Origin of the sequence: Bradyrhizobium lablabi, assembly GCF_018131005.1 — a bacterium.
GTDB lineage: Bacteria > Pseudomonadota > Alphaproteobacteria > Rhizobiales > Xanthobacteraceae > Bradyrhizobium > Bradyrhizobium lablabi_D.
The window spans coordinates 230,404-245,680 of the sequence record NZ_JAFCJK010000001.1 but is presented as its reverse complement, the minus strand read 5'-3'; the positions used below and the strand labels follow the sequence as shown (position 1 = coordinate 245,680).

General features: G+C 63.2%; 22 protein-coding genes. 18 read left to right on the top strand and 4 right to left on the bottom strand.

Annotation, left to right across the window (positions count from 1 at the left end):
- The first annotated feature begins 1 nt into the window (after position 1).
- The 12 genes from urtD (at position 2) to JQ553_RS01165 (ending at position 10,478) form a co-directional block, all read left to right on the top strand.
- The gene (gene urtD / locus JQ553_RS01220) at positions 2-763 is read left to right on the top strand and encodes an urea ABC transporter ATP-binding protein UrtD (RefSeq protein ID WP_212498060.1); all 762 of its coding nucleotides are present in this window, start codon (positions 2-4) and stop codon (positions 761-763) included.
- 122 nt (positions 764-885) lie between these two features.
- Positions 886-1,581, top strand: coding sequence for an urea ABC transporter ATP-binding subunit UrtE (gene urtE, locus JQ553_RS01215; protein WP_212498059.1), 696 nt, complete (start codon positions 886-888; stop codon positions 1,579-1,581).
- A gap of 51 nt (positions 1,582-1,632) precedes the next feature.
- Positions 1,633-2,469 carry an urease accessory protein UreD gene (locus tag JQ553_RS01210; RefSeq protein WP_212498058.1) on the top strand — a complete coding sequence of 279 codons (837 nt, stop codon included), beginning with the start codon at positions 1,633-1,635 and terminating at the stop codon, positions 2,467-2,469.
- Positions 2,470-2,497: 28 nt separating this feature from the next.
- On the top strand, positions 2,498-2,800 hold the full coding sequence (locus JQ553_RS01205; RefSeq protein WP_212498057.1) for an urease subunit gamma: 303 nt from the start codon (positions 2,498-2,500) through the stop codon (positions 2,798-2,800).
- Positions 2,801-2,911: 111 nt separating this feature from the next.
- Positions 2,912-3,229, top strand: coding sequence for an urease subunit beta (locus JQ553_RS01200; RefSeq protein WP_212498760.1), 318 nt, complete (start codon positions 2,912-2,914; stop codon positions 3,227-3,229).
- 145 nt (positions 3,230-3,374) lie between these two features.
- Entirely contained in the window at positions 3,375-3,914 is a 540-nt protein-coding gene (locus tag JQ553_RS01195) for an HD domain-containing protein (RefSeq protein WP_212498759.1), read from the top strand.
- Positions 3,911-5,626 (top strand): urease subunit alpha, encoded by a 1,716-nt coding sequence (gene ureC, locus JQ553_RS01190; RefSeq protein ID WP_212498056.1) that lies wholly within the window; start codon positions 3,911-3,913, stop codon positions 5,624-5,626. The genes JQ553_RS01195 and ureC overlap by 4 nt, the downstream gene beginning before the upstream one ends.
- Before the next feature lie 114 nt (positions 5,627-5,740).
- Entirely contained in the window at positions 5,741-6,040 is a 300-nt protein-coding gene (locus JQ553_RS01185) for a putative quinol monooxygenase (RefSeq protein ID WP_212498055.1), read from the top strand.
- A gap of 246 nt (positions 6,041-6,286) precedes the next feature.
- The gene (locus JQ553_RS01180; protein ID WP_212498054.1) at positions 6,287-6,937 is read left to right on the top strand and encodes an urease accessory protein UreE; all 651 of its coding nucleotides are present in this window, start codon (positions 6,287-6,289) and stop codon (positions 6,935-6,937) included.
- Positions 6,918-7,655 (top strand): urease accessory protein UreF, encoded by a 738-nt coding sequence (locus JQ553_RS01175; RefSeq protein WP_212498758.1) that lies wholly within the window; start codon positions 6,918-6,920, stop codon positions 7,653-7,655. The genes JQ553_RS01180 and JQ553_RS01175 overlap by 20 nt, the downstream gene beginning before the upstream one ends.
- Before the next feature lie 159 nt (positions 7,656-7,814).
- The gene (gene ureG, locus JQ553_RS01170; protein WP_212498053.1) at positions 7,815-8,459 is read left to right on the top strand and encodes an urease accessory protein UreG; all 645 of its coding nucleotides are present in this window, start codon (positions 7,815-7,817) and stop codon (positions 8,457-8,459) included.
- 360 nt (positions 8,460-8,819) lie between these two features.
- Positions 8,820-10,478: an HWE histidine kinase domain-containing protein gene (locus tag JQ553_RS01165; protein ID WP_212498052.1), complete on the top strand. Its 1,659-nt coding sequence runs from the start codon at positions 8,820-8,822 to the stop codon at positions 10,476-10,478.
- 466 nt (positions 10,479-10,944) lie between these two features.
- Here the strand turns inward: JQ553_RS01165 and JQ553_RS01160 are convergent, their stop codons facing one another.
- Together JQ553_RS01160 and JQ553_RS01155 are read right to left on the bottom strand one after the other, a co-directional pair.
- A complete protein-coding gene (locus JQ553_RS01160) occupies positions 10,945-11,490 on the bottom strand; it encodes a sigma-70 family RNA polymerase sigma factor (protein WP_212498051.1) in 546 nt (181 codons plus the stop codon).
- Positions 11,490-11,696 carry a NepR family anti-sigma factor gene (locus JQ553_RS01155; RefSeq protein ID WP_212498050.1) on the bottom strand — a complete coding sequence of 69 codons (207 nt, stop codon included), beginning with the start codon at positions 11,694-11,696 and terminating at the stop codon, positions 11,490-11,492. The genes JQ553_RS01160 and JQ553_RS01155 overlap by 1 nt, the downstream gene beginning before the upstream one ends.
- A gap of 277 nt (positions 11,697-11,973) precedes the next feature.
- On the opposite strand from JQ553_RS01155, the gene JQ553_RS01150 reads away from it, so the two are divergent.
- On the top strand, positions 11,974-12,783 hold the full coding sequence (locus tag JQ553_RS01150; protein ID WP_212498049.1) for a response regulator: 810 nt from the start codon (positions 11,974-11,976) through the stop codon (positions 12,781-12,783).
- Between the two features lie 60 nt (positions 12,784-12,843).
- Here JQ553_RS01150 and JQ553_RS34245 read toward each other — a convergent pair whose 3' ends face one another.
- Positions 12,844-12,990: a hypothetical protein gene (locus JQ553_RS34245; RefSeq protein ID WP_249143880.1), complete on the bottom strand. Its 147-nt coding sequence runs from the start codon at positions 12,988-12,990 to the stop codon at positions 12,844-12,846.
- A gap of 61 nt (positions 12,991-13,051) precedes the next feature.
- On the opposite strand from JQ553_RS34245, the gene JQ553_RS01140 reads away from it, so the two are divergent.
- The 5 genes from JQ553_RS01140 (at position 13,052) to JQ553_RS01120 (ending at position 14,950) form a co-directional block, all read left to right on the top strand.
- Positions 13,052-13,354, top strand: coding sequence for a hypothetical protein (locus JQ553_RS01140; RefSeq protein ID WP_212498048.1), 303 nt, complete (start codon positions 13,052-13,054; stop codon positions 13,352-13,354).
- A gap of 101 nt (positions 13,355-13,455) precedes the next feature.
- Positions 13,456-14,337, top strand: coding sequence for a DMT family transporter (locus JQ553_RS01135; protein ID WP_212498047.1), 882 nt, complete (start codon positions 13,456-13,458; stop codon positions 14,335-14,337).
- Positions 14,338-14,383: 46 nt separating this feature from the next.
- A complete protein-coding gene (locus JQ553_RS01130; RefSeq protein ID WP_212498046.1) occupies positions 14,384-14,614 on the top strand; it encodes a hypothetical protein in 231 nt (76 codons plus the stop codon).
- Positions 14,615-14,643: 29 nt separating this feature from the next.
- Positions 14,644-14,838, top strand: coding sequence for a DUF3606 domain-containing protein (locus JQ553_RS01125; RefSeq protein WP_212498045.1), 195 nt, complete (start codon positions 14,644-14,646; stop codon positions 14,836-14,838).
- The gene (locus JQ553_RS01120) at positions 14,813-14,950 is read left to right on the top strand and encodes a hypothetical protein (protein WP_212498044.1); all 138 of its coding nucleotides are present in this window, start codon (positions 14,813-14,815) and stop codon (positions 14,948-14,950) included. The genes JQ553_RS01125 and JQ553_RS01120 overlap by 26 nt, the downstream gene beginning before the upstream one ends.
- A 44-nt stretch (positions 14,951-14,994) precedes the next feature.
- On the opposite strand, the gene JQ553_RS01115 is transcribed toward JQ553_RS01120, so the two are convergent.
- Positions 14,995-15,249: a hypothetical protein gene (locus JQ553_RS01115; RefSeq protein ID WP_212498043.1), complete on the bottom strand. Its 255-nt coding sequence runs from the start codon at positions 15,247-15,249 to the stop codon at positions 14,995-14,997.
- Positions 15,250-15,277 lie beyond the last annotated feature (28 nt).

Below are 15,277 nucleotides of genomic sequence, written 5' to 3'. Positions count from 1 at the left end.
CATGAACGTAATGGATACCCGCGCCACGTCCGCGATGCTCTATCTCGACGGCGTGCACGTCTCGTTCGACGGTTTCCACGCCATCAACAACCTGTCGCTGATGCTCGCGCCCGGCGAGATGCGCGCCATCATCGGCCCCAACGGCGCCGGCAAGACCACAATGATGGACATCATCACCGGAAAGACCAAGCCGGACGAGGGCACGGTTCTGTTCGACGGTACTGTCGACCTGACGCGGCTGGACGAGACCCGCATCGCCGAACTCGGTATCGGCCGCAAGTTCCAGAAGCCCACGGTGTTCGAGAGTCAGACCGTGCAGGACAATCTTCTGCTCGCGCTCAACGTCGATCACAGCGTCAGGGGCACGCTGTTCTGGCGCGGCAGCAAGGCCGAATCCGAGCGGATCGACAATGTGCTCGAAACCATCCGCCTGACCGGTGCCCGCAATCGCCTCGCTGGAAGCCTGTCGCATGGCCAGAAGCAGTGGCTCGAAATCGGCATGCTGCTGGCGCAGGATCCCAAGGTCCTGCTGGTTGACGAGCCCGTGGCGGGCATGACCGACGTCGAGACCCATCTGACCGCCGAACTGCTGAAGCAGATCAACCGCAACCACACCATCATGGTGGTCGAGCACGACATGACCTTCGTGCGCGAGCTCGGCGTCAAGGTGTCTTGTCTGCATGAAGGCACGGTCCTCGCCGAAGGCACCATCGATCAGGTGTCGTCGAACGAGCGGGTGGTGGAAGTTTATCTGGGTAGGTAGCCGGTAGGGCGCGTAGCGAATAGCGGGTAGCGAATAGGGATGTATGGAGACATGAGCGCGGCAATTCTTACCGTTCGCTATTCGCCATTCGGCATTCGTCGCATCACGGCCGGAGGTCGCGCATGCTGAAGGTCGATCATATCAACCTGTTCTACGGCGCGGCGCAGGCGTTGCGCGGCGTGTCGCTGACGGCCGAGGCCGGCAAGGTCACCTGCGTGCTCGGGCGCAATGGCGTCGGCAAGACCTCGTTGCTGCGCGCCATGGTCGGCCAGTATCCGATCGCCTCGGGTGCGATCAATTTCGATGGCAAGGACATCACCGCGTTGAAGCCCTACGAGCGAGCCCGGCGCGGCATCGGCTTCGTGCCGCAGGGCCGCGAGATCTTCCCGCTATTGACGGTAGAGGAAAACCTCAAAACCGGCTTCGGCCCGCTGAAGCGAGAGGACCGCAACATTCCCGATGATGTGTTCTCTCTGTTCCCGGTACTGCAGACCATGCTCGGGCGACGCGGCGGCGACCTCTCCGGCGGCCAGCAGCAACAGCTCGCGATCGGCCGCGCGCTGGTGATGCGGCCAAAGCTGCTGCTGCTGGACGAGCCGACCGAGGGCATCCAGCCCTCGATCATCAAGGACATCGGCCGCGCCATCTCCTATCTGCGTAACCTCGGCAACATCGCGATCGTGCTGGTCGAACAATATCTCGACTTCGCTTGCGAACTCGGCGACAGTTTCGCCGTGATGGACCGCGGCGCGGTAAAATATGCCTGCGACCGGTCGAGTCTCGATTCCGCTGAGATCAGCCGCCAGATGGCGCTGTAGTGAAGTTGTTGCGCGGCTCGTGGTGGCCGCGGATGTAGAGTGTGGGGATAGATGCTGACTGAAATCGCAAGCGCTGCGACAGCGACATTTGCAGCTAACCGTGCCCAGGGCGCGGTGCGGTTCGGTGTGCGCTTGCGGGATGGCGTAACCCGGCGCGGTGACCTTCATGAATCGGGATCGCTGCGCGTCCGCTTTCCATCGCCGGAGGATGAAGGGCTGTCGGCCATGTTGGTCAATACCGCCGGCGGCATTGCCGGTGGTGACAGCTTCGACATCGAGATTGAAACTGGCGAGGGCGCCCGGTTGACGCTGACGACGGCTGCGGCGGAAAAGGTCTACCGCGCGCCGGGCGCTGCTGCTCGGCTCGGCATCGCCTTGAAGGCCGGCGCCGGCGCGCATCTCGCATGGTTGCCGCAGGAGACCATCCTGTTCGACCGCGCTCGCATCGAGCGGTGCTTCGAGATCGACCTCGCGGAGGACGCCTCGCTCCTGCTCTGCGAAATCGTGGTGTTCGGCCGCACCGCGATGGGAGAGACGATGCGGCACGGTGAATTCGTCGACCGCTGGCGGATGCGCCGCGGCGGCCGGCTGGTGTTCGCCGAGACCGTTCGGCTCGACGGGGAGATCGGCGAGAAGCTTGCAAGACCAGCGATCGCCAATGGCGGCGCCGCGATCGGAACTGCGCTGATCGTGCCGGGCGACGAAGCAGTGGTCGCGCGGATCCGCGACGCGGCTCATACTTTTGGGGGTGAAGTTGGCATCTCGGCGTGGAATGGGTTTGCAATGGCGCGCTTCTGCGCCCAAGATGCGGCTCAGCTCCGTGCCGACATGCTGACGGTGCTCGGCCGTGCCTCAGCCGGCCCGCTGCCGAGGCTGTGGCTCAACTAGAGTTCGAAGGACGCGTCAGAGTAGTTTCATGAATTTGTCCCCCCGAGAGAAGGAAAAGCTCCTGGTTTCGATGGCGGCCATAACGGCGCGCCGCAGGCTCGAGCGCGGCCTCAAGCTCAATCATCCGGAAGCGGTCGCGTTGATCACCGATTTCATCGTCGAGGGCGCGCGCGACGGGCGGACGGTTGCCGAACTGATGCAAACGGGCGCGACGGTTTTGACGCGCGACCAGGTGATGACCGGGATCCCCGAGATGATCCACGACATTCAGGTCGAGGCGACATTTCCCGACGGCACCAAGCTCGTCACTGTGCACGAGCCGATCCGTTAGACCAAGTGCCTCATTCCCGCATGACCGTGCGGCGGCCTGACGGGGATGCTGAGGCTGAAATCGAAATTCCACGCTCAGCGTGGCGCGTCTCGGATTGACGGAGGAAGAATGATGATTCCCGGCGAATTTTTCATCAAGGACGGTGAGATCGAGCTCAATGCAGGTCGCAAGGCGATAACGATCTCGGTTGCCAATACCGGCGACCGTCCGATCCAGGTCGGTTCGCACTACCACTTCTTCGAGACCAACGCGGCGCTGCGGTTCGACCGCAAGAAGGCTCGTGGCATGCGCCTCAACATCCCTGCAGGCACCGCCGTCCGCTTCGAGCCCGGCCAGACCCGCGAGGTTCAGCTCGTCGCCCACGCCGGCAAGCAGGACTTGCGGTCTACGCGGCGAGGGGAAAAGCAACCGGCAACCGCTGGCGCCTGAGAGGTGAGCAGGTCAGTCACGCTCTTTCCCCACTTGCGGGTCAGGGACCGGGAGAGGGGGAACCCCCGGGCTCCGGCCGAAGCGATGTTGCGGTCCGTCGTCTGCCAAATCCGTGGTGCGCGTGAACAACAGACGTCGTGACGCGATGCTTCCCGCGATCCGCCTTGTCTCCGAAGCTGCCGCGCTTGCCGCACGCCGTCACAACGGCATGGCGCGCAAGGGGCGTGGCAACGAGCCCTACATCAACCACCTCGCCGAGGTCGCGAGCTTGCTCGCTCAGGTGACGGATGGCGCCGATGCCGAACTGGTCGCGGCGGGCTGGCTGCACGACACCATCGAGGACACTGGCACGACGCGCGCGGAGCTTGCGGAAAAATTCGGCGAGCACATCGCCGATCTGGTCGTCGAGGTCACTGACGACATGACCCTGCCAAAGCTGGTGCGGCGGCAAAGGCAGATCGAGGAGGCTCCGCATAAGTCGGTGGGCGCCAAGCTGATCAAGATCGCAGACAAGGTCAGCAACATCCGCGCCCGCATCGTGCCGAATCCGAGCAAGGAAGAGCGCGACGATCTGATCGACTACGTCGGATGGGCTGAAAAAGTCGTAGCCGGATGCCGCGGCGGCAATGCGCTGCTCGACCAGACATTCGACGATACCGTCAGGCTTGCAAGGAGCGCGCTGTGAGCATCAAAATCAAACGTTCCGTCTATGCCGGCATGTTCGGGCCGACCACCGGAGACAAGGTGCGGCTTGCCGACACCAATCTCGTTATCGAGGTTGAAAAGGATCTCACGACCTATGGCGAGGAGGTGAAGTTCGGCGGGGGCAAGGTGATCCGCGACGGCATGGGGCAGTCGCAGGTGACCAACAAGCAGGGCGCGGTCGACACTGTCATCACCAACGCGCTGATCGTCGATCACTGGGGGATCGTGAAGGCCGACGTCGGCATCAAGGAAGGCATGGTCGCGGCGATCGGCAAGGCCGGCAATCCCGATATCCAGCCCAACGTGACCATCATCATCGGGCCCGGCACCGACGTGATCGCCGGCGAAGGCAAGATTCTCACCGCGGGCGGTTTCGACAGTCACATCCATTTCATCTGCCCGCAGCAGATCGAACATGCGCTGATGTCCGGGGTCACCTCGATGCTTGGGGGAGGCACCGGACCGTCGCATGGCACCTTCGCGACCACCTGCACGCCTGGGCCGTGGCACATCGCGCGGATGATCCAGTCGCTCGATGCCTTCCCGGTCAATCTCGGCCTTTCCGGCAAGGGCAATTCATCGCGCCCGGCGGCGCTGGCCGAGATGGTCAAGGCCGGCGCCTGCGCGCTGAAGCTGCACGAGGATTGGGGCACCACGCCGTCGACGATCGATACCTGTCTCTCCGTCGCCGACGATTACGACGTCCAGGTGATGCTGCATTCGGACACGCTGAACGAATCCGGCTTCGTCGAAGACACGGTGCGGGCGTTCAAGGGCCGCACCATCCACGCCTTCCACACCGAAGGCGCCGGCGGCGGGCATGCGCCGGATATCATCAAGATCGCGGGCCTGAAGAACGTGCTGCCGTCCTCGACCAACCCGACACGGCCGTTCACCTGCAACACCATCGACGAGCATCTCGACATGCTGATGGTGTGCCACCACCTCGATCCTTCGATCGCTGAAGATCTTGCGTTCGCCGAGAGCCGTATCCGGAAGGAGACGATCGCCGCCGAGGATATCCTGCATGATCTCGGCGCGCTGTCGATGATGTCGTCGGACTCGCAAGCCATGGGCCGCGTCGGCGAGGTCATCATCCGCACCTGGCAGACCGCGGACAAGATGAAGAGACAGCGTGGCGCTCTTCCCGAGGACAGGGGTAAGGACAACGACAATTTCCGCGTCAAGCGCTATATCGCCAAATACACCATCAATCCGGCAATCGCGCATGGCGTCTCCGATCTGATCGGGTCGGTCGAGAAGGGCAAGCTCGCCGATCTCGTGCTGTGGTCGCCGGCGTTTTTCGGCGTCAAGCCGGATTGCATCATCAAGGGCGGCTCGATCGTGGCGGCGCCGATGGGCGATGCCAACGCCTCGATCCCGACGCCGCAGCCGGTGCACTACCAGCCGATGTTCGCGGCCTTCGGCAAGGCACTCACCGCCTCGTCTGTGGTATTCACCTCGAAGGCCGCCGTCAGCGGCGGGCTTGCCCGCAAGCTTGGCATAGACAAGAAGCTCTACGCCGTGAAAAATACCCGCGGCAAGATCTCAAAGAAGAGCATGATCCACAATGACGCAACCCCTCATATCGAGGTCGATCCCGAGACCTATGAGGTGCGCGCAGACGGCGAGCTCTTGACCTGCGCGCCGGCCGAGGTGTTGCCCATGGCGCAGCGCTATTTCTTGTTCTAGACTCCCTGCCGGTTTCCAAGCCACAAAAGAAACAGCCGGGGAGTTCGCCGCGACTGTAGTCGTGGCTGCCCGACGAAAGTCGAGGTCCATCGGCAAGAAAAAGTGAGACAAGCCATGATCTATGTCATCGCCACGACCCAGATGAAGCCAGAAGCGCGGGACGATTACATCAGAGGCCACAAGGCCTGTATTGCCGAGACGCGCAAGGAGAAGGGCTGCGTCTCCTATGAGGGGCACGTTAGCGTGAACGACCCCAATCTGTACGTGGTGGTGGAGCGCTGGGAGACCCGCGACGATCTGACCGCGCACAGCAAGGCGCCGCACAGCAAGGTCTGGCGCGAATATTCGACGCCGCTGCGCGCCACGCCGACGGTGATCGAGATCATCAGCGACGGCAAGATCGAGAAGTTCTAGAGCGTGATCCGGAAAAGGTGCAGTTCTCCGAAGGGATCTTTGTTCAAGGGAGAAGCTGAAGCGTGATAATGGTTCGGCCAGATTCCATCACGCTTTAGCGCGTATCTCGCTCCTTGGCCTCGTGGTCCGGGAGGCGCGGCATTACCGCGCTCCTCACCGTGAGGAGCCAGGACCTCATCCTGAGGAGGGAAGCGCCGTCTCGAAGGATGAAGCCACCGAACGCAAAGGGTATCGAGGCAAACGGGAATGATCCGCGCAACGAAGGTTCTGGGCCAGCATCGCTGGCAGGAAATGCCGGTCGACACCGTCGTGCTCGATTTCGACGACCGGCACCGGCGGCGGATGGCGATGACGGCGACGCGCGGGCTCGAATTCCTGCTCGATCTCGAAAGTGCGGTTGCGTTGCGTGGCGGGGATGCTCTGGTGCTGGAGGACGGCCGGCTGATCGAGGTGGTTGCCGCCCCCGAGCCGCTGGTCGAAATTCGCGGCAGCGATCCGCATCACCTGGTCCGGGTCGCCTGGCATCTAGGCAACCGCCATCTGCCGACCCAGATCATGCCGAAGGGCCTGCGCATCCGCCGCGATCATGTCATCGAGGCGATGGTGAAGGGGCTGGGAGCGCGCGTGATCGAGATTGAAGCACCGTTCGATCCCGAGGGCGGCGCCTATGCCGAGCATGCGCATGGTGATACCGGCCACGATCATCACCACGATCATGCCGCTGGCCACGACCACGGTGATCACCATCACCACGGTGATCACGATCACCACGGTGATCACGATCACCACGGTGATCACGATCACCACGGTGATCACCATCACCACGGTGATGGCCGCCGTCATGATGAGCATTGCGACCACGATCACAGCCACTCACATGCTCATGACCACAAATGAGCCGGATCTCGCCGCGATCCGCGGCGGGATGACAAAGAGTGAGGCGGCGGCGCTGTACCGGCTGATGACCTGGCTGTCGCCTTCCTTTCCGGTCGGCGCGTTCTCCTATTCCAGCGGCATCGAATGGGCGGTGGAGGCGGGCGACATCACGGATGCCGCATCGCTGCGCGGGTGGCTCGCAGCGATGCTTGCCGACGGAAGCGGATTTTGCGACGGCATATTCCTCGCGCAGACGCATCAGGCCGCAGCAGCGCGCGATGCCGCCAGATTGAAGGAACTCGCCGAGCTTGCCGCGGCCTTCGTACCCTCGCGCGAGCGTCAGCTCGAAACCACGACGCAGGGGCGCGCCTTTATCGACATCGCATGCAGTGCCTGGAATGTGGCGGGCCTCGAAACTTTGATCGCGTCCTGCGACGGCCCGATCGTCTATCCGGTCGCGGTCGGCCTTGTGGCCGCTGCGCACGGCATTCCGCCGGAGCCTGTGCTGCACGCCTTCTTTCACGCGGTAGTCTCGAACTGGATTTCAGCGGGCGCCAGGCTGATCCCGCTGGGGCAGACCGACAGCCAGCGCGTGCTGGCGGATCTCGAACCCCTGGTCACCGAGACCGCGCGGCGTGCCGGCGCGGCGTCGCTGGAAGACCTCGGCAGCGCGACCTTCCGTGCCGATCTCGCAACCTTGCGGCACGAGACGCAATATACGAGATTGTTTCGGTCATGACGCGCAGATCTCCCCACGCATTGTCCCGGCGAAACCCGAAAATGATATCTGCCGGTGATCGTGGATACACCGGACCGGGGCGGCGACCCGCGTCAGCAATCTCCATTTGTGGTTATGGGTCCCGACTTTCGCCGGGGCGACAGGGAAAGAGCATCTGATATGCCCACCTCTCACGGTCCGCTTCGCGTCGGTGTCGGCGGTCCCGTCGGCTCCGGCAAGACCGCGCTGATGGATTTGCTCTGCAAGTCGATGCGCGAGCGATACGAGATCGCCGCCATTACCAACGACATCTACACCAAATGGGATGCGGAGTTCCTGGTGCGCTCGGGCTCGCTGACGCCGGACCGTATCGCGGGCGTCGAGACCGGCGGCTGCCCGCACACGGCGATCCGCGAGGATGCCTCGATGAATCTCGCTGCCGTTGCCGACATGCGTGCCAAATTTCCAAACCTCGACCTGGTCCTGATCGAATCCGGCGGTGACAATCTCGCCGCGACTTTCTCACCGGAATTGGCTGACCTCACGATTTATGTCATCGACGTTGCCGCCGGCGACAAGATTCCCTCAAAGGGCGGTCCCGGGATCACGCGATCTGACCTTCTTGTGATCAACAAGATCGACCTCGCCCCGCATGTTGGTGCTTCCCTCGAGAAGATGAATACTGACGCAAAAAGGATGCGCGGTGAGCGGCCCTTCGTGATGACCAACCTGAAGAAAAGCGACGGCCTCGATCGCATCATCGGCTTCATCGAGACCAAGGGCGGACTACGGCCGAGGGCCGCAGGTAGGGCTGCAGCCCGTTAATCTTTATGGCACGCATCCGGCTCTGATCCCGGCGCGACGGCGTTGCCGTTGTCGCCGGGGCAAGGGCCTTGCCGGGGAGCAATCTTGCTCACATGACGGCGTGCGACGGTCCGCCGCAAGAATGTTGCTGAAAAGACGGAACAAAATCCGGCCTTGCCGATTAGCAACCTCTGGTGCCGGCAAGGATCGGCCGGATGGCAGCCCGCCGTTAATGCTGCCGACCGGCTTCAGTTGCGCATCGTTGATCGCTATTCCATAGTCCGCTGCGGTTGGCGCTCATCGCATCTTGTTCTGTTACCGCCCGCAGACGTCAAATGCCTTCCATCACGTGTTGCCAATTCCGGATTGCCGAGTAAGCGAGTGGTTCGGCTGGGCTTTATTGTCGCCTTGATCGCCCTGATCGGAGTTCTGCTCTCCGGTCTCGCGGCCTATCGGGTGCACGACCAGGAGCTGGCGCTCGACAGCATCGCGCTCGCGCGGGCGATCGACGTTCATGCGAGCCTTGTGCAGGACCGCCTGACCGAACGCGAGCTGTTGGCGCGGGTGGCGTCCGGACTGTTCCGTGCGCCGTCGATGGTGAAGGCCAACATGCTGCAGCCGCTCCGCTCGGCGATCTATGCCTTCAAGACCGATTTCGTGGTGGCCGCCTGGATCGCGCGGCTGAAGCCGAACGAATTGCCGGCGGCAGAGGCGGAGCTGAAGAGCGCCGGCTTCACCAATCCCACGATCCGGGATTTCGACGACCAGCCGCTCGACCTCAAGGCGATCGACCGGCCGATCAACGTGCTGATGGACGTCGAGCCGCGCAACCCGGAAACCATGAGCGTCCCGGGCCGCGCCTTTGATCGCCACTCCGTGGTCGGTCCGATGCTCGCGCGGGCCATGGCGGACGCCAAGCCGGTGGCGTCGGATCCGATCCCGCTGCTGCGGCAGAACGGCCCGGTTGGGGTCGTGCTGGCGGCGCCTGTGTTCCAGGACGGAGCTTCCGAGCCAGCCGGCTTTATCACCTTCTCCTACGAGCTCGCGTCGCTGATGCTGACCAACGACGACACTTCGCTGTTTGCGGTGGCGCTGAAGGATCCGCGCGATGCCAACGACGAGTTCACCGCTAACGAGCAGGGCGTTGTCACCTCGCGCACGGCACGCGAGGGCGGACCGGCGCCCTCGATCGTGCGCACCGTGACGTTCGGCGGCCGCGACTGGTCGCTCGACTATTACGCCAAGAGCAATGCGACGGTGCGCGCGCAACAGACGGCGACGATCGTCGCGGCGATCGGGCTCGCGCTGACCGGCATCGTCTGCGGCCTGTTCGGCTATGTCGCCTACAACAACCTGCGTCTCAGCCGCGAGATCGAGGTCAGGATCGGCTTCGAGCGCCGGCTGACAGCCGTCATCGACGAACTCAATCATCGCGTAAAGAACATTCTTGCGGTGATCCAGTCGATCGTGACGCGCACGCTTCGCCACGGCTCCGACATTGACGTGGCGCGCGAACTGCTGATCGGCCGCATCCACGCGATGTCGAACGTGGTGACGCTGCTCAGCGAAAGTCAATGGCAGGGCGTGCAGTTGAAGGGCCTGTTCGAGTCGCGCTCGATCCCGCACGCTGATCGCATCGCCGTGAACGGTCCCGACATCACCGTCAGTGCCCGCGCTGCGCAATCGCTTTCTCTGTTGTTCTTCGAGCTCGCCTCGCATTCCGACGAGGGCCTGTCGCTGGTCGGCAAGCATCCGCACATCGTCGCGAATTGGGAGATCAACGGCGAGGCCGCGGATGCGCTGTTCCATTTCCGCTGGGAGGAGTTCAATACCAGTCAGGCGACGCGCCGGGCGGACAGCGATTTCGGGCTGATCCTGCTCGATCGCGTTGCGCCCGAGGCGCTCGGCGGCACCGCCAAGCGCTATTTCACCGACGTCTCCTACGTCTACGAACTCACCGCGCCGATGGATACCGTCGTCGATATGAGCGAGCGCGACCGCACCGAGCAATTCTCAGCCCCGGTGCGGCCGGCCAAGTAACGGCCAAGCGCAGAAGCCAGCTTCTTTTGACGTTTTCTTCACGCGATCCCGCATCCACTTCGCTCGAAAACGCCATAACGCCCGCGGAATAGCGGACGCTCTGGTGCGATGTCCGCCGGAACGTCTGCTTCCAGCGTGCATTGACTCGCGGTCAGATTGCGATGGAGGAGATGTGCTGATGGGACGTTATCTCTTGTTGTGGGTGCTCGGCGTACCGATTCCGATCCTGGTGCTGATCTACGTCTTCGGCGGCCTCCACTAGTGAGCATTTTCGGTTCTGATTGAATCAGAACCGGTAATGCTCTGGCTGTGAAATATCCGGACAACCGCAGAACCGCGGGGTGGGCAAAGCGAATCGTGCCCACCTTTTTTGTTGTCCGAGCCGATCGATGTTGTGAGCGCAAAATGCGCCCACCAAAACATAACGGCGGCCCGATGGGGCCGCCGTTATCACCATGTCTCTCGGCTATCCGCCATTTCCGATCACGGCGCGCACGGTATTGTCGGGACCGAAATCTTCGGCGCTGTCGACATAGAGCAGGGCACTCAGCTTCGATCGCGCGCGATTGACGCGGCTCTTGATGGTGCCTACCGCGCAGCCGCAGATCGCCGCCGCGTCTTCGTAGGAGAAGCCGGAGGCACCGACCAGGATCAGTGCCTCGCGCTGGTCCTGCGGCAGCTTGTCGAGCGCGGCGCGGAATTCCTCGAATTCCAGATGCGCAGACTGCGAAGGCTGGCTCTTCAGGGTCTTCGCATAGTTGCCCTCGGCGTCCTCCACCTCGCGGCGCCGCTTCCGATAATCGGACCGAAACAGGTTGCGCAAGATGGTGAACAGCCACGCCGGCAGGTTCGAGCCCGGTTGGAACGAGTCGATATTGGCGATCGCTCGCAGCAGGGTCTCCTGCACCAGATCATCGGCGCGGTCGCCATTACCGGACAGCGAGATCGCGAACGCACGCAGACTCGGTACCGCCGCCAGAATGTCGTCGCGAAGTTGGTTAGTGAGAGGCATTAGTCCCCTCCATTGTTCTTGTCGGTATCGCCCCCAGCCGCAGCCGCTGCGGCTGCGGCCTCAGGCCCGTCGAGTTTGCGAATCAGCTCCGCAAAGCGGTCAGGCACACCCTGGCGCACCACGTCGTCGTACATGGCGCGAAGCTGGTGTCCGATTCGTGATTGAATCTCGGCGTTGAGCCCGCCCTGCTTCTTTACTTCCTTCATGATCTGATCCACGCTTCCCCGGGAGTTAAGTCTCTGATTTCCAAGCAGTATCCTCGAAATGAGAGGCTGGCCACATCGCTCTTCGGTCGAGAGCTAATGCAAAGTTGCGCTGAAAGTTCCGGACGTCCGGAACTTTTTCGTGGAACCTTTTGGCTTTTCGCGCGTAATCGGGCATGCGGGGAACCGGGGTAGCCTGATCAGTTGGGAATTTGCCGCCCCAGAGCCGCCCCAGACAACGCGTTTCAGGCCGACCTGGCCAAAGAAGGATGGAGTGGGAATGTCCCGATCGCAGCTCGTTGCTGAACATTTGCCGCTGTTGCGCCGCTACGCCCGTGCGCTGACTGGAAACCAGGCGTCGGGAGACGCCTATGTCGGGGCCATGCTCGAGGCCCTGCTGCAGGATTCCTCGCTGCTTGACGAAACGCACGGCGCCCGCGCCGGGCTGTTTCGCCTGTTCACCCAGATCTGGAATTCGGTCTCGGTGAACGGTGACAACGGCGACGTGGCGACGCTGTCGCTGCCGCCCGAGCGCCGGCTCTCGAATATCACGCCCCTGCCGCGGCAGGCCTTCCTGCTGCTCTCGCTCGAGGGTTTCTCGGAGGAAGAAGTGGCCTACATCCTCGGCACGGATATCGCCGAGACGCGCAAGCTGACCGATGCCGCCGGTCGCGAGATGGCCGCCGAGATCGCCACCGATGTGCTGATCATCGAGGACGAGACCTTCATCGCCATGGACCTGGAGAGCCTGATCAGAGGTCTCGGCCACAACGTCATTGGCGTCGCCCGTACTCATTCGGATGCAGTGGCGCTCGCCAAGAACAAGAAGCCCGGCCTGATTCTCGCTGACATCCAGCTTGCCGACGGCTCCTCGGGCCTCGATGCCGTCAACGAATTGCTGCGGACTTTCGAGGTGCCGGTGGTGTTCATCACGGCATACCCGGAGCGCTTCCTCACTGGCGAGCGGCCGGAGCCAGCCTTCCTGATCTCGAAGCCGTTCCAGCCGGCGATGGTGTCGGCGGTGGCGAGCCAGGCGCTGTTCTTCCAGCGCAATTCGCGCAATCGTGCGCCGCGAGCCGCCTCGGCATGACGTCCTGAGTTTACGTAAACTGGTCAACTGCGCCGGCGTACCACAAGGTACGCCGGTTTTTTATTTCGGCGCGACGCGAACCGGCATCGTGCTGAGCGCCCGCAAGCCGCTGCTGTCGCGAAAGGCGACGTCGCCAGCGATCTCAATGGTCCGGACGCGCGCGGCGAGCGCCGAGCGCACGGCTTCGGCCTCAAGGCGCGCCACCATCTGGCCGACGCAGCCATGGATGCCGACCCCAAAGCCCAGTTGCCCGGAGAGGCGGCGGGTAATGTCGGGTTGGTCAGCGCGTTCCCAGCGCTACGAGATCTTCGTGGTCTCGGTGCGCGAGTTCCTGACCACGCACGGCGCCGAGCCGGCCTCCGGCCTGCCGGCGCGGCTCGCGACCGCGCTGCTCTCGGCGGTGCATGGTGTGATCGCGCTCCAACTCGGGACGCCGACAATGAGACTGCCGGATGTGCGGGGGACCGGCCGCCTCGTCATTGCAAGCCTGGTGGATGCCTGGGCCATCAAGCTCGCGGCCGCGCGGCAAAGCAAGACCTGGCCACGGGTGACGCTGGCGGCCTTCGCATGACGGCGGACCGTCCGGACGCCAACGTTTCGCGTGCATTTCGCACGGCCCCGCATGCACCGCGCGGTGTGGAGGCTTGCGTCCCCGCCTGCTAAGCGGTCGCCATGGATACGGCGCGGCACCACCGATCAATCGGCTTTCTCTGCCTCCTGGTGACCGCGTTCGGCTGGGCGCTGAACTGGCCGCTGATGAAGTTGTTGCTGCAGCAATGGCCGCCGCTGTTCGCTCGCGGCCTGGCCGGCGTCTGCGCCGCCGTAATCCTCGGCACGCTGGCGCTGTCGCGCGGACAATCGCTCGCCGTCCCGCGCGAGGCGATCCCGCGGCTGTTGTTCGCGTCCTTCACAAACGTATTCGCCTGGATGGGCTTTGGCACCATGGCGATGAAATTTGTCACCGTCGGCGAGGGCGCGCTGCTCGCCTACACCATGCCGATCTGGGCCATGCTGTTCGCCTGGCCGCTGCTGCACGTCCGCCCGACGCTCCGTGACCTCGCGGCACTGGTGCTTGGCGTCGCCGGCGTCGCGCTGCTGCTCGGCGGCAACGGCTTCGCCTTCAGCGCCGGCAAGCTGATCGGCATCGCGCTGGCGCTCGCCTGCGCCATCCTGTTCGCGCTTGGCAATGTGGTGAACCGCAAGCAATTGCCGATGCCGCCACTCGCCGTGGTCGCCTGGCAGGTCGGCATCGGCTGCTTCGCGATGCTGATCCTGGGCGTGCTGTTCGAGCAGGCGGACTATGCCGCGATTACTCCGTTCGGGATCGGCTGCTTCGTCTACATGACGCTGATGCCGATGGGCATCTGCTATCTCACCTGGTTCGAGACCTTGCGTCGCCTGCCACCGACCTCGGCCTCGACCGGCATGCTGCTGGTGCCAGTGATCGGCGTGGTCTCGGCCGCGATGATTCTCGGAGAGCCGCTAGGCCTGCGCGAGATCGGTGCGATGGCGCTGACGCTCGGCGGCGTGACGCTTGCGCTGCAGAAAGCATGACCGCAACGCTTGAGGAACGGACGCCTGCGCGCCGCGTTCTTAATTCATGCACGAACCGATTCCAGTCCTTGTCGAAAATTCGTTTCGGATCGCCTGGGACTATCTCGAGCGAGTCGGCGAGCTTGGCGATCCCTACGTGGCCAGCAGCGTGCTGCTCGACACGATGGAAGACATGATCAGGCACGGCGAGCGCCGCAAGCTGTTGCTTTCCAACAAGGCGATCGATGCCTACCGGCGTTTCCGCTCGGAGCGCGGGGCGGTCGCGCGGGCCTGCTGATGCTGTGTCTGAACAGTCGGAGATGAGCGATGGATGATCTCAGGAAGACGGGTTTTCAGGACCGCAGCAAGATCAACATGCACGAACCGCACGAGGTTCAGTACTGGACCAAGCATCTGGGCGTTTCCCGGGAGCAGCTTCAGAAGGTCGTCGACAAGGTCGGCAACTCGGCAAAAGCGGTGAGGAAGGAGCTTGGCCATGCGCAAGGCGATAGCGCAACTTGATGCGGAGCAGAGGGAGCAGTTGCTCTATTTGGCGGATCTCGGCGCGGCGTTGTGTTCGTCGGCGCTGGCCGTCGGCCTTCTGAAGGTGATCGTGGATTTCGTCATCACATGAGGGACCCCTCGTGCGGCGGTGATGCACCTCCGCACGAGGCGTGCTCAGTTCTCCTCGCCCGCCCCAGAACCCAAATCTGTCTGAGTATGCCCGTCCGGACCGCGATCGAACACGCCGTAGTCGCTGGACTTTACGCCGACGGTCGCAATGACACCCGAGCCGGAAAGGCCGAGCTTGAGAAGCTCGCGAACCGCCGCGGCACGGGTCGGCATGCGGTGTTTGAAGCGAAAATCGTCGAGAGCCGCCAACTCCTCGGGCGACAACATGACCTGGAGACGTTCAGCGCGAAGCTCATTCATCGCAAAGGCCCCAAAATTAGCCAGATGA